The following is a 13,906-nucleotide window of genomic DNA, read 5'->3' on the forward strand; positions in this document are numbered from 1 at the left end:
CTCGGCGTCTCGCGGACCGGGGCGGGGTCTCGCGGGAGGAGGACGGCGGGGGAGCAGGGGTCAGCGCGCGATGTCGGCGAGGAGGGCGGCCGTCGCGGCGACGAGGTCGGCGGGGGCGAGCTCGATGTCGAAGCCCCGGCGCCCGCCCGAGACGAGCACCGTGTCGTGGAGCTCGACGGTCTCGTCGATGACAGTGCGGTGCAGCGTCCTCTGCCCGAGCGGCGAGATGCCGCCGAGGACGTAGCCGGTCCGGCGCTGGGCCAGCGCGGGGTCGGCCATCGCCGCCCGCCTGCCTCCGACCGCGGCCGCGAGCTCCTTCAGCCCGAGCGAGCCGGTGACGGGCACGACGCCCACCACGAGCTCGCCGTCCACGTCGACCATCAGGGTCTTGAACACGCGCTCCGGCTCGACGCCGAGCGCCTCGGCCGCCTCGAGCCCGTAGCGCGTCGTGGCCGGGTCGTGCCGGTACTGGCGGGGAGTGAAGGGGACGCCCGCCGCCGTCAGCGCGACGGTCGCCGGGGTCCCCGGCCCGCTCCGCGCCATCAGGCGGCCTGCTCGGCCGCCGGCCCGTGCGCGGCGAAGAGCTGCATCGAGGTGCCGGCCACGCGGATGACCTGCCCCGGCTCGAACGACTCGCCGTGCTCCAGCGGCTCCGGCTCCTCGCTGTTCCACAGGCGCGTGTAGCCGGTGACCCCCTCGCCCTCGGCGAGCACGACCGTGGTGTCCTGCTCGACGCCGTGCACCACCAGCAGGACACGGTCCGGCTCGCCCTCGACCGGCGTCGAGGCCGCGAGGTACTGCAGCGTCCGGTTGGCGGCGGAGGTCCAGTCGTGCTCGCTCATCCCGCGCCCGTGGGCGTCGAACCACGTCATGGTCGTGGCGCCCGGCTCGCTCGCGTCGCCGCTGCCGTAGCGGGAGGGACGCAGCGCCGGGTGCTCACGCCGCAGGCGCAGCAGGGTGCGCGTGTGCGCGCGGAGCGCGAGCTGCCAGTCGGCCAGACCCTCCCAGCGCACCCAGGTCAGGTCCGAGTCCTGGCAGTAGGCGTTGTTGTTGCCGCGCTGGCTGCGACCGGTCTCGTCGCCCGCCGTGATCATCGGCACGCCGGCCGACAGCAGCAGGGTGCCGAGGAGGTTCCGCATCGCCTTGCGCCGCGCCAGCGTGATCCGCTCGTCGGTGGTGGGGCCCTCGAAGCCGTGGTTGAAGGAGCGGTTGGTGTCGGCTCCGTCGCGGTTCGACTCGCCGTTGCCGATGTTGTGCTTGACGTTGTACGAGACCAGGTCCGCCAGCGTGAAGCCGTCGTGCGCGGTGACGAAGTTGACCGACGCGAGGGGGCCCCGCTCCGCCGAGAAGGTGTTGGAGGAGCCCGAGAGCCGGGTCGCGAAGCCGCCGATGCCGACGGGGGCCGTGCCGGCGCGGCGGGCGTAGTCGATGTCCGAGAGCCAGAAGTTGCGGGCGCGGTCGCGGTAGCGGTCGTTCCACTCCGACCACCCGGCCGGGAAGTTCCCCGTCTGCCAGCCGCCCATTCCCACGTCCCAGGGCTCGGCGATCATCTTCACGCCGGCCAGCGCCGGATCCTCGACCGCGGCCCGCAGCAGCGGGTGGTCGCTCCGGAAGTGCGCGATCTCGTCGCGGCCGAGGGTCGCGGCCAGGTCGAGCCGGAAGCCGTCGATCCCGACCTCGCCCGACCAGTAGCGCATCGAGTCCAGCGCGAGGCGCTGCGCCGCGGGCCGGCCGAAGTCGATCGTGTTCCCGCAGCCGGTGACGTCCACGTAGTGGCCCTCGGGCGTCTGGCGGTACCAGCCGGCGTCGTCGATCCCGCGCAGGCTCGACATCGGCCCGCCCGGCCCCTCCTCGGCGGTGTGGTTGTAGACCACGTCCAGAATCACCTCGAGGCCGGCCTCGTGCAGGAGCTTCACCATCCCCTTGAACTCGCGGAGCACCGCGGACGGTCCGCCGCGCTGCGCGGTGGAGGAGGCGTACGCGGCGTGCGGGGCGAAGAAGTTCAGCGTGTTGTAGCCCCAGTAGTTGGTCAGCCCCTGCCGCAGCAGGCGCTGCTCCGACACGAACGCGTGCACGGGCAGCAGCTCGACCGCCGTCACGCCCAGCTCGAGCAGCGCCGAGACCGTCGACTCGTGCGCCAGGCCGGCGTAGGTGCCGCGCAGCTCGACGGGGAGCGCCGGGTTCAGCCGGGTCAGCCCCTTCACGTGCGCCTCGTAGATCACGGTGCGGTCCATCGGGGTGCCGGGCCGGGAGGAGGAGCCCCAGTCGAACGCGTCGTCCACGACGACGGAGCGCCACTCGTTCTCCGCCACCCGGTGCAGGCCGCGGGAGTACGGCTCCAGCAGGGCCCGGCGGGGGTCGAAGCGGTGTCGGGGGCCCGTCGGCCCGTCGACGCGCAGGGCGTAGCGGCGGCCGGGGGCCAGCAGATCGGAGCGCGCGGACCAGACCGCGGCGTCGTCGCGCGCCAGCGGGACCGTGCGGGTCACCCAGGTCGGATCCTTCTCGTCGTACAGCAGCAGATCGACGGCGCTCGCGCTCTCGGACCAGACCCGAAGCTCACCGCCCTGATCGTCCACGGTCACGCCGAGCCGGGCCAGGGGATCGTGAGAGGTCATGCGACTTACAGTAGTGACGGGCACCGGCTCCCTCCGTGCCCCCGACGCGGGACGAAGGGCTGCTGTGATCTACCTCGACCACGCCGCGACCACCCCGCTGCGCGCCTCGGCGCTCGCCGCGTTCGCGGAGGCGTCCGCCCACGGCGGCAATCCCTCCTCCGTCCACGGCTCCGGCCAGGAGGCGCGCCGTCGGCTGGAGGACGCCCGGTCGGCGCTCGCCGGGGTGCTCGACTGCGAGCCGATCGAGGTGATCCTCACCGCCGGCGGCACCGAGGCGGTCAACCTCGGGATCAAGGGCCTCTACTGGCAGCGCCGGAGCGAGGACCCGGCCCGCGTCCGAGTCCTGGTCGCCGAGGGGGAGCACCACGCGACGCTCGACTCCGCCGCCTGGCTCGCCGAGCACGAGGGCGCCGTCCTCGAGTGGCTGCCTCTCGACGACGAGGGCACCCTGCGGCCGGAGGCGCTCGCCGCGGCGCTGGAGGAGGACCCCGGCTCGGTCGCCCTGGTCACGGTGCTCTGGGTCAACAACGAGATCGGGACGATCAACCCGATCGCCGAGCTGGCGGCCGCGTGCGCCCGCGCCGGCGTCCCCCTCCACGTCGACGCGGTCGCCGCCCTCGGACACGTGCCGCTGCGGATCGCCGAGATCCGCCGCGCCTCCGGCTCCGGGCGCGGCGCGGGACTGGCCGCCGTCAGCGTCTCGGGTCACAAGGTCGGCGGGCCGATCGCGACCGGTGCGCTCGTGCTCGCCCGCGACGCCCGCGTGGTCCCGGTGCTGCACGGAGGCGGACAGCAGCGGGGCGTCCGCTCCGGCACCCAGGACGTGCCCGGCGCCGCGGCCTTCGCCGCCGCCGCGGTCGAGGCGGACGCCGAGCTGTCGGCGGAGGCGCGGCGCCTGGCCGCCCTGCGCGACCGGCTCGTCGCGGGCGTCCTCGCCGCCGTGCCGGGGGCGACCCTGACCGGGCCCGCCCTCGACTCCGGACGCCGGGTCGCCAACAACGCGCACCTCGCCTTCCCCGGTGCGCAGGGCGACTCCCTCCTCTTCCTCCTCGACACCGCGGGCGTCTCCGTCTCGACCGGGTCCGCCTGCACGGCGGGGATCCCGGAGCCCTCGCACGTGGTCCTCGCGCTCGGCCGGAGCGAGGACGAGGCCCGCGGGGTGCTCCGGATGACGCTCGGCCACACCTCGACCGACGCGGACGTCGACGCCCTCCTGGCCGCGCTGCCCGGCGCCTACGCCAGCGCCGCCCGAGCCGGACTCTCGAACCGCGCGGTGCTGCCCGCCTGAACCCCTGCCGGCCGCGCCCGCGGGAAACGTAGACTCGCACGGTGAAGGTTCTGGCGGCGATGAGCGGTGGAGTGGACTCGGCGGTGGCCGCGGCCCGCGCGGTGGAGGCTGGGCACGACGTGGTGGGCGTGCACCTCGCTCTGAGCAGGATGCCCGGCACGCTGCGCACCGGCAGCCGGGGGTGCTGCACGATCGAGGACTCGATGGACGCGCAGCGCGCCGCGAACGTCCTCGGCATCCCGTACTACGTGTGGGACTTCTCCGAGCGGTTCAAGCTGGACGTCGTCGACGACTTCGTCGCCGAGTACTCGGCGGGCCGCACCCCGAACCCCTGCATGCGCTGCAACGAGCGGATCAAGTTCGCCGCCCTGCTCGAGAAGGCTCTCGACCTCGGCTTCGACGCGGTCTGCACCGGTCACTACGCCTCCCTCCGCACCGCCGCCGACGGCTCCCCGGAGCTCCACCGCGCGAGCGACGAGGCGAAGGACCAGTCCTACGTCCTCGGCGTGCTGACGGAGCAGCAGCTGCGGCACTCGATGTTCCCGCTCGGCTCCACGCCGTCCAAGGCGATCGTGCGCGCGGAGGCGGCGGAGCGGGGCCTCAGCGTCGCGAGCAAGCCCGACAGCTACGACATCTGCTTCATCCCCGACGGCGACACCCGCGGCTGGCTCGCCGAGCGCGTCGCCCCCGAGACCGGAGCGGTCGTCGATCGGGACGGCGCGGTGGTCGGCTCCCACGAGGGCGCCCACGGGTACACGGTGGGCCAGCGCCGGGGCCTGCACCTCGGCGTCCCCGCGCCCGACGGACGGCCCCGCTTCGTCCTGGAGGTGCGGCCGGTGAGCAACGAGGTCGTGGTCGGTCCGCGCGAGGCTCTGCGCATCGGCGAGATCGCCGGCGAGCGGTTCACCTGGGCGGGCGCAGCTCCCGAGGACGCGGACGCGCCCTTCCGCTGCGACGTCCAGATCCGCGCGCACGCCGACCCGGTCCCCGCCTCCGCGGTGGTGTCGCACGTCGATGGCAGGGTGGAGCTCGTGATCACTCCGGACTCGCCGCTCGACGGCGTCGCCCCCGGCCAGACGGCCGTCGTCTACCTCGGCACCCGCGTGCTGGGCCAGTGCACGATCGACCGCACGGTCGCTGCCGACGCCGCGGTGCTCCGATGAGCGCCATCGAGCCCGCCGCCCGCGTCGAGGAGCTGCGGGCGCGGATCCGGTCGGCGAGCGACGACTACTACGCGGCCGACTCCTCGCCGCTGTCCGACGCCGAGTACGACGCCCTGGTGCGCGAGCTCGCCGCGCTCGAGGCCGAGCACCCCGAGCTCGCCGCCGAGGACTCGCCGACGCGGACCGTCGGCGGGATCGTCGGAGCGGGCCTCGCCCCGATCGATCACGCCGAGCGGATGCTCTCCCTCGACAACGTGTTCTCGGCCGAGGAGCTGCGCGAGTGGTGCGAGAAGACGGTGGCCTCGGCCGACCGCCCCGTCGCCTGGCTCACGGAGCTCAAGATCGACGGGCTCGCGATCTCCCTCCACTACGAGAACGGCCGCCTCGTCACGGCGGCGACCCGCGGTGACGGCCGCACCGGCGAGGACGTCACCGTCAACGCCCTCCGCGTCGCGGGCATCCCCGAGCGCCTCTCCGGTGAGGGCCACCCGGCACTCGTCGAGGTCCGCGGCGAGGTCTTCATCCCCGTGGCCGCCTTCGCCGAGCTGAACGCCCTCCAGGAGACGCTGCGCGACGAGGCGGTCGAGGAGGCGCGGACCCGCTGGTCGACCCGCCCGGCCGCCACCCGCGGCGTCTTCGAGGAGGAGAAGGCGCGCTCGAGCGCGCTGCGGCGCTTCCCGACCTTCGCCAACCCGCGGAACGCGGCGAGCGGCGGCCTCCGCCAGCAGCTCGACAAGAAGTCGGGTCTCGACCTGCGCGCCGGCGAGGCGCGCGTCGGCTCCCTCGCGCTCTACGTGCACGGCATCGGCGCCTGGCCGGACCCGCCGGTCGCGACCCAGTCCGAGGTCTACGGGCTCCTCTCCTCCTGGGGACTGCCGGTCAGCGGCCACAACCGCGTCTCGGCCTCGGTGGAGGAGGTGCTCGCCTTCGTCGAGCGCTACGGCCGCGAGCGGCACTCGGTCGAGCACGAGATCGACGGCGTGGTCGTGAAGGTGGACGAGCTCGAGCTGCACGACGAGCTCGGCGCCACCAGCCGGGCGCCGCGCTGGGCGATCGCCTACAAGTACCCGCCCGAGGAGGTCCACACGAAGCTCCTCGACATCGTCGTGAGCGTCGGGCGCACCGGCCGCGCGACGCCGTTCGCCCAGATGACCAAGGTGAAGGTCGCGGGGTCCGAGGTGCGCCAGGCCACGCTGCACAACGCCGACGTGGTCAAGGCCAAGGGCGTGCTCATCGGCGACACGGTCGTGCTGCGGAAGGCCGGGGACGTCATCCCCGAGGTGCTCGGCCCGGTGGTGGAGCTCCGCGACGGCTCCGAGCGCGAGTTCGTGATGCCGACGCAGTGCCCCGAGTGCGGCACCACGCTCGCTCCGGCCAAGGAGGGCGACGTCGACCTGCGCTGCCCCAACGCGGAGTCCTGCCCCGCGCAGGTCCGCGGGCGCGTCGAGCACATCGGCAGCCGCGGCGCGCTCGACATCGAGGCGCTCGGCGAGGTCAGCGCCGCCGCCCTGACCCAGCCCCTGGTGCCCGCCGAGCCGCCGCTGCGGACCGAGGCCGGCCTGTTCGAGCTCACGGTGGCCGATCTCTTCCCGATCGAGGTCGTCGTCCGCGACTCCGAGACGGGTCTGCAGAAGCTCGACGCGAAGGGCGATCCGAAGGTCGTCACGCCCTTCAAGCGCAAGCGGCAGCTCGCCAAGGACGGCGCCTTCGACCCGGAGGCGGGAGCCTTCGCGGGGGACGCCGCCTCCGTGCCCTCCACCAACGCCCTCCGGCTGGTCGAGAACATCGAGCGGGCGAAGACCAAGGAGCTGTGGCGTCTGCTGGTCTCGCTCAGCATCCGGCACGTCGGCCCGGTCGCCGCGCGCGCGCTGGCGGGCTACTTCGGCTCGCTCGACGCGATCCGCGGGGCGAGCCGCGACGAGCTCGCCGCGGTCGACGGGGTGGGCGGGATCATCGCCGACGCCCTGATCGCCTGGTTCGAGGTCGACTGGCACGTCGAGATCGTCGACCGCTGGGCCGCGGCCGGAGTGCGCTTCGCCACGCCCGGCCACCCCGGGCCCGGTGCCGCGGACTCCGCCGGCGGGGTGCTCGCGGGTCTCACGGTCGTGGCGACCGGCAGCCTGGAGGGGTACTCCCGCGAGGGGGCGCAGGAGGCCATCCTCGCGGCCGGCGGCAAGGCCGGCTCGAGCGTCTCCAAGAAGACCGACTACGTCGCCGCCGGTCCCGGCGCCGGCAGCAAGCTCGGCAAGGCCGAGGCCCTGGGGCTCCGGATCATCACCGCGGCCGAGTTCCACCTCCTGGTGACGGAGGGACCGGACGCGATCGCGCTGCCGGAGGAGGCGTCCGCCGACGCTCCGGAGGAGGCCGCTGCCGGCCCGGACGGGGACGTCGCCGGCGCATCGCGCTCCGACGCCTCGCCGGAGGACGACGCCGTGCCGGAGACCGACGCCGTCCCGGACGCGGCCGCCCCGAGCACGGAGGAGCCGACCGGGCCCGATGCCTGACTCGGGCGGCGGGGAGCGGCGCGCGTTCCTGCGCCGGTCCCTCGCCGACGCAGCGTCGCTCGCGCTCGACGCCGCGGCTCGGCCCACCGCCGCCGAGCGCCGGACCGCCGAGGCGCTGGGCCGGATCGACCACCTGGTCGTGCTCTCCTTCGCCGGCCGCAGCCGCGACCAGGTCCTCGGCGCGCTCGACGATCCGGACGGCCCGGTATTCACCGGTGATACGGACGCCGTGATGACCGCGCCCGGCCCGGACGATCCTCCGGGCGCGCGCTTCGCCCCCGAGATGCTGCCGGTGCACGCGCTCCTCGCCACGGCCTTCGCGCGGGCCGACCACTGGCGCGCCGACGGCCGCGATCCGCTGCCGGCGGCCCTGCACGCGGCCCGGGAGACCGGCACCGGCTGGGCTCTCGCGGTCGACGAGCGGCAGGGCGTCTCGACCACGCTCCTCGCCGATCCGGAGTGGCCCCACCGCGATCCTGGCGCCGCCGGCTCCCGCGGCGGGCGCCTCCTTCCCGTCGACGCGCTGGCCGCCGAGGCCGCTGCCGGCTCCCTGCCTCCGCTCGTCCTGGTCGAGCCGCGGTCCCTCGTCGATCCGGCCGACTTCGCCGACGCCGCAGCCGCCGGCACCGATCGATCCGCCGATGCGCGCCTCGCGGAGCAGCTGCTGCACGTCGTGTTCGACGCCGTCCGCGACGGGGAGCGGGCGGGGCGGCGGATGCTGCTCCTCGTCACCGCGCGGGGGAGCGCAGGGCGGCCCGGCACGGTGCCGGCGCTCGTGCTCGCCTCGGCCGTCCCCTCGGGTGCACGGATCGGCGTGCCGCTCGGTCCGGAGACTCCCGCGCAGCTCGTCCGCGCCCGGGCGGGCGTGCGCCGGGCGCTCGTCGATCCGCAGGTCCGAGAGCTGGCCGCACTCCTCAGCGGTCCCGACCGCCCCCTCGCGCGCTGGCCCCGCACGGCGCCGGCGTTCGCGCCGCCCGCGCCGGTCGGGCGGCGCCTCCGCGACGCGGCCCGCCGCGCCCACGTCGACCCCGAGCCGGAGGCCGGACTGCTCACCCGCGTTCGAGCCGCCGCCCCGGGCGCGTCGCTACACTCCGAGCAGGCGCAGGCGGCGCAGGAGAGGCGGCCGAGATGACCAGCGAGCGGACTCCCTCGGAGCACGACGACGGAGCTCCGCGCTCCCGCTCCCGCCGCCGCTTCCTGGCCGGCACCGCCGCCGCCGGAGTCGGAGCCGGAGCACTCGCCGGCGGCGCGATCGGCGCGGCCGTCGCCTCCGGTCCCCGCCGCGAGGAGGAGCCGCGACTGCCCGCCCGCACGGAGCCGGGATTCGACCACGTCGTCGTGATCATGTTCGAGAACCGCTCCTTCGACAACGTCCTCGGCCGCCTCTACGGACCGGACGACCTGCCCGCGGGCGAGAGCTTCGAGGGCCTCCTCCCCGACGAGCGGACGAACACCAGCGCCGGGGGACTGACCGTCGGCACGCACGTCTACGAGGGCGCCACCGACTCCGTGATGCGCCAGCCCGACCCGGACCCGGGCGAGGAGTACCCGCACGTCAACACCCAGCTCTTCGGCACGGTGGATCCGCCCGAGAACGCCGGCCGCACCGTCGGCGCCATGACCGCGCCCTTCAACGCGCCCGCCGACGCCTCCGCCCCGACGATGAGCGGCTTCCTCGAGGACTACGTCCAGCACCTGAGGGTGATGAAGAAGGGGCAGGAGCCCACGGCGGAGGAGGCGCGGACGATCATGGGCGGCTTCTCGCCGGAGATGCTGCCCGTCTTCTCCACCCTCGCCCGCGAGTTCGCCGTCTTCGACCAGTGGTTCTGCGCCGTCCCCTCCCAGACCTTCTGCAACCGGTCCTTCCTGCACGCGTCGACCTCGCACGGCTTCGTCACCAACAAGCAGGGCGGCGGCTACGAGAAGTGGCTCGCGGACGACCTGGCCGACGCGCCGACGGTGTTCAACCGCCTCGAGGAGGCGGGGAGGACCTGGCGCGTCTACTTCGACGCGCTGCAGGTGGTCTCGTACACCGGGTTCCTGCACGCGCCGGTGCTCGAGAAGTACTGGAAGACCCACTTCTCGACGATGGACCGGTTCTACGCCGACGTGGAGAACGGCGAGCTGCCCGACTACGCCTTCCTCGAGCCGCGGCTCGTCTTCGACCACAACGACATGCACCCGCCGACCGGGGTCCTGCACGAGGACGAGGTCGACGGCACGCCCGTCTACGACAGCGCGCTGTCCGACGTCCGCGCCGGCGAGCTGCTGCTGCACCAGGTGTACTCGGCGATCCGGGAGAGCGCGAGCACGACCGGCTCGAACGCGGTGAACACGCTGCTGATGGCGACCTTCGACGAGCACGGCGGCCTCTACGACCACGTCCCTCCGCCGTCGGCGACTCCGCCGGGCGACGGCCGCGAGGGCGAGATGGGCTTCGCCTTCGACCGGCTCGGCTGCCGCGTGCCGGCGATCGCCGTCTCGGCGTACACGAGGGCCGGCACGATCGTGCACGACGAGCTGCACCACGGCGCGGTGATCCGGACCCTCAGCGCCCTGCACGGCCTCGAGCCGCTGACCGCTCGCGACGCCTCCGCCCCCGACCTCTTCGGGGTGCTGACCCTCGACGAGCCGCGGCAGATCGGCGACTGGCCGACCACGGTGCCGCAGTACCTGCCCCCGAACCCCGAGGCGGCGCCCGCGCATCCGGCGCACGTGAACCGCGACAAGCCGCTGAGCCCGCCCGCCGTCGGCCTGATGGGCCTGCTGCTGGCCCGGTACGGCGAGCCCGGCGAGGACCTGCCGACCACCTACGAGGGCGCGTACAACGCACTCCTGAAGCACGGCGCCAGCCTCTTCGGCGGCTCCTGACGGGCGGGCGGCACGGGCGGAGGCGGTGCGGGCGCGCCGAGTAGACTGGCGGCCGGAAATCCCCCCGAACCACCAGACGGAGACGCATGTCCGAGATCACGGCCGACACGGTCGCCCATCTGGCCCAGCTGGCCAGGATCGACCTCACTTCCGACGAGATCGGGAGCCTCACCAGGGAGCTCGGCCAGATCGTCGACTCCGTGCGCGCGGTCCAGGCCGTCGCCACGCCCGACGTGCCGGCGACCAGCCACCCGATCCCGCTCGAGAACGTCTTCCGGCCCGACGTGGTCGGCGAGACCCTCACGCTCGAGCAGGCGCTCTCCGGCGCGCCCGAGCACGACGGCAGCCGCTTCCAGGTCTCCGCGATCCTGGGGGAGGAGCAGTGAGCGCGCACGGCGACGAGCTCGTCCGCCTCAGCGCGTCCGCCCTCTCCGAGAAGCTGGCCGACGGCTCGGTCTCCTCGGTCGAGGCCACCCGCGCCCACCTCGAGCGCATCGACGCGGTCGACGGAGCGGTCCACGCCTTCCTCCACGTCGCGCGCGAGGGCGCGGTCGCGTCCGCCGAGGCGATCGACCGCCGGCGGGCCGACGGCGAGTCGCTGCACCCCCTCGCCGGAGTGCCTCTCGCGGTCAAGGACGTCATCGTCACGAACGACATGCCGACCACGAGCGGCTCCCGCATCCTCGAGGGCTGGCGCCCGCCCTACGACGCGACCGTCATGCGCAAGGTCCGCGAGGCCGGGCTGGTCCCGATCGGCAAGACCAACATGGACGAGTTCGCGATGGGCTCGACCACCGAGCGCAGCGCCTACGGCCCCACCCACAACCCGTGGGACCTCGATCGCATCCCCGGCGGCTCCGGCGGCGGATCCGCCGCGGCCGTCGCGAGCTACGAGGCGCCCCTGGCCCTCGGCTCCGACACCGGGGGATCGATCCGCCAGCCCGCGCACGTGACCGGCACCGTCGGCGTGAAGCCGACTTACGGCGGCGTGTCCCGCTACGGAGCGATCGCGCTCGCCTCGAGCCTCGACCAGATCGGCCCGGTCTCCCGGACGGTCCTCGACTCCGCGCTGCTGCACGACGTCATCGCGGGCCACGACCCGCGCGACTCGACCTCGCTGCGCGACTCCTGGCCCTCCTTCGCCGACGCGGTGCGCCGCGCCGACGTGACGGGCCTCCGGATCGGCGTGGTCAAGGAGCTCGACGGCGGCGAGGGCTTCCAGCCCGGCGTGCTGGCGCGCTTCCACGAGGCGCTCGAGATCCTGCAGGGCGCCGGAGCCGAGGTCGTCGAGGTGAGCCTCCCGAGCGTCGAGCACGCGGTCGCCGCCTACTACCTGATCCTCCCCGCGGAGGCCTCCAGCAACCTCGCCAAGTTCGACTCGGTCCGGTTCGGCCTCCGGGTCACGCCGGAGGGCGGCGGCACGGTCGAGCAGGTCATGTCCGCGACCCGCGAGCAGGGCTTCGGCCCCGAGGTCAAGCGCCGGATCATCCTCGGCACCTACGCCCTCTCGGCCGGCTACTACGACGCCTACTACGGCAGCGCGCAAAAGGTCCGGACCCTGGTGCAGCGGGACTTCGACGCGGCCTTCGCGGACGTCGACGTGATCGCCTCGCCGACGGCACCGACGACCGCCTACCGCCTCGGCGAGAAGCTCGACGACCCGCTGGCGATGTACCGCGGCGACGTCGCGACCATCCCGGCGAACCTGGCCGGCATCCCCGGCATCTCCGTCCCCGCCGGCCTCGCCGACGAGGACGGGCTGCCCGTCGGCATCCAGTTCCTCGCTCCCGCCCGGGAGGACGTGCGCCTCTACACCGTGGGCGCCGCGCTCGAGGCGCTGCTCGAGGAGAAGTGGGGCCGCCCGCTCCTCGCGCAGGCCCCCGACCTGACCCACTCCGTGCTCTCCGCGACCGAGGAAGGTGCCGTCTGATGGCCTCCGCGCACACGTCCGCTCCCGAGCTGATGGACTACGACGAGGTCTTCGAGACCTTCGAGCCGGTGCTCGGCTTCGAGGTGCACGTCGAGCTCAACACGAAGACCAAGATGTTCTCGGACGCGCCGAACGAGTTCGGGTCCGAGCCCAACACGAACGTGACCCCGGTCGACCTCGGCCTCCCGGGCTCGCTGCCGGTCGTGAACGAGCAGGCCGTCCGCTACTCGATCAGCCTCGGCCTCGCCCTGGGCTGCTCGATCGCCCCGTCCAGCCGCTTCGCGCGCAAGAACTACTTCTATCCGGACCTGGCGAAGAACTACCAGATCTCGCAGTTCGACGAGCCGATCGCCTTCGAGGGCTCGGTCGAGGTCGAGCTGGCCGACGGCTCGCTCGTGCAGATCCCGATCGAGCGCGCGCACATGGAGGAGGACGCCGGCAAGCTCACGCACGTCGGCGGCGCCACCGGCCGCATTCAGGGCGCCGAGTACTCGCTCGTGGACTACAACCGCGCGGGGGTCCCGCTCGTCGAGATCGTCACGAAGCCGATCTACGGCGCGGGGAAGAGCGCGCCCGAGTACGCGAAGGCGTACGTCGCGACGATCCGCGACATCGTGCTGGCGCTCGGCATCTCGGACGCCAAGATGGAGCGCGGCAACCTGCGCTGCGACGCGAACGTCTCGCTCCGCCCGATCGGCCAGGAGAAGCTCGGAACCCGCACCGAGACCAAGAACGTCAACTCGCTCCGCTCGGTCGAGCGCGCCGTCCGCTACGAGATCCAGCGCCAGGCGGCGATCCTCGCCGCGGGTGGCACGATCACGCAGGAGACGCGCCACTGGCACGAGGACACCGGCCGCACCTCCGCGGGCCGGCCCAAGAGCGACGCCGACGACTACCGCTACTTCCCGGAGCCCGACCTGCTCCCGGTCGTGCCGAGCCCGGAGTTGATCGAGGAGCTGCGCGCCGCGCTCCCCGAGAAGCCCGCCGACCGCCGTCGCCGCCTCAAGCAGGAGTGGGGCTTCACCGACCTCGAGTTCCAGGACGTCGCCAACAGCGGCCTGCTGGTCGAGATCACCGAGACCGTCTCCGCGGGAGCCGCTCCGCAGGCGGCCCGCAAGTGGTGGACCGGGGAGATCGCGCGCCTCGCGAACGCGGCGGGCGAGGACCCGGCGTCCCTGGTCACCCCGGCCCAGGTCGCCGAGCTCGCCGGTCTGATCGAGAGCGGCACGCTGACCGACCGCCTCGCCCGCGAGGTCCTCCAGGGCGTCATCGCCGGGGAGGGCACCCCGCAGGAGGTCGTCGACGCCCGTGGACTCGCGGTCGTCTCGGACGACGGAGCGCTCATCGAGGCGATCGACGCTGCACTGGCCTCGCAGCCCGACGTGCTCGCGAAGATCCGCGACGGCAAGGTGCAGGCCGCCGGTGCCGTGATCGGTGCCGTGATGAAGGCCATGAAGGGGCAGGCCGACGCCGCCCGCGTCCGCGAGCTCGTCCTGGAGCGCGCGGCCGGCTGAGCCGGTGCGCGGGGAGGTGCG

Annotated in this window: 10 protein-coding genes; 8 read left to right on the forward strand and 2 right to left on the reverse strand. The window is 74.0% G+C overall.

Going from position 1 to position 13,906, the window contains the following annotated elements:
* Window positions 1-60 precede the first annotated feature (60 nt).
* Together ybaK and glgX are read right to left on the reverse strand one after the other, a co-directional pair.
* Complete coding sequence (gene ybaK / locus C5B92_RS06815) at window positions 61-543, reverse strand: Cys-tRNA(Pro) deacylase (RefSeq protein WP_104347838.1); 483 nt, start codon at window positions 541-543, stop codon at window positions 61-63.
* The gene (gene glgX / locus C5B92_RS06820) at window positions 543-2,615 is read right to left on the reverse strand and encodes a glycogen debranching protein GlgX (RefSeq protein WP_104350194.1); all 2,073 of its coding nucleotides are present in this window, start codon (window positions 2,613-2,615) and stop codon (window positions 543-545) included. Before glgX ends, ybaK begins: the two co-directional genes overlap by 1 nt.
* A 64-nt stretch (window positions 2,616-2,679) precedes the next feature.
* Here glgX and C5B92_RS06825 point away from each other — a divergent pair, with 64 nt between their 5' ends.
* The 8 genes from C5B92_RS06825 to gatB all read left to right on the forward strand — a co-directional run bounded on the left by C5B92_RS06825 (window position 2,680) and on the right by gatB (window position 13,885).
* Entirely contained in the window at window positions 2,680-3,903 is a 1,224-nt protein-coding gene (locus C5B92_RS06825) for a cysteine desulfurase family protein (protein WP_308471281.1), read from the forward strand.
* Window positions 3,904-3,944: 41 nt separating this feature from the next.
* On the forward strand, window positions 3,945-5,066 hold the full coding sequence (gene mnmA, locus C5B92_RS06830; RefSeq protein ID WP_181028759.1) for a tRNA 2-thiouridine(34) synthase MnmA: 1,122 nt from the start codon (window positions 3,945-3,947) through the stop codon (window positions 5,064-5,066).
* Entirely contained in the window at window positions 5,063-7,570 is a 2,508-nt protein-coding gene (ligA, locus tag C5B92_RS06835; RefSeq protein ID WP_104350196.1) for an NAD-dependent DNA ligase LigA, read from the forward strand. The genes mnmA and ligA overlap by 4 nt, the downstream gene beginning before the upstream one ends.
* Window positions 7,563-8,702, forward strand: coding sequence for a hypothetical protein (locus C5B92_RS06840; RefSeq protein WP_104350197.1), 1,140 nt, complete (start codon window positions 7,563-7,565; stop codon window positions 8,700-8,702). The genes ligA and C5B92_RS06840 overlap by 8 nt, the downstream gene beginning before the upstream one ends.
* Window positions 8,699-10,441 (forward strand): alkaline phosphatase family protein, encoded by a 1,743-nt coding sequence (locus tag C5B92_RS06845; protein WP_104350198.1) that lies wholly within the window; start codon window positions 8,699-8,701, stop codon window positions 10,439-10,441. The genes C5B92_RS06840 and C5B92_RS06845 overlap by 4 nt, the downstream gene beginning before the upstream one ends.
* 86 nt (window positions 10,442-10,527) lie before the next feature.
* Window positions 10,528-10,827, forward strand: coding sequence for an Asp-tRNA(Asn)/Glu-tRNA(Gln) amidotransferase subunit GatC (gene gatC, locus C5B92_RS06850; RefSeq protein ID WP_104223877.1), 300 nt, complete (start codon window positions 10,528-10,530; stop codon window positions 10,825-10,827).
* Window positions 10,824-12,371, forward strand: coding sequence for an Asp-tRNA(Asn)/Glu-tRNA(Gln) amidotransferase subunit GatA (gene gatA / locus C5B92_RS06855; RefSeq protein WP_104247609.1), 1,548 nt, complete (start codon window positions 10,824-10,826; stop codon window positions 12,369-12,371). The genes gatC and gatA overlap by 4 nt, the downstream gene beginning before the upstream one ends.
* A complete protein-coding gene (gene gatB / locus C5B92_RS06860) occupies window positions 12,371-13,885 on the forward strand; it encodes an Asp-tRNA(Asn)/Glu-tRNA(Gln) amidotransferase subunit GatB (RefSeq protein WP_104254941.1) in 1,515 nt (504 codons plus the stop codon). The genes gatA and gatB overlap by 1 nt, the downstream gene beginning before the upstream one ends.
* Window positions 13,886-13,906: the final 21 nt, after the last annotated feature.

This window comes from Rathayibacter sp. AY1A4 (assembly GCF_002930955.1).
In the GTDB taxonomy this organism is placed as follows: Bacteria; Actinomycetota; Actinomycetes; order Actinomycetales; family Microbacteriaceae; genus Rathayibacter.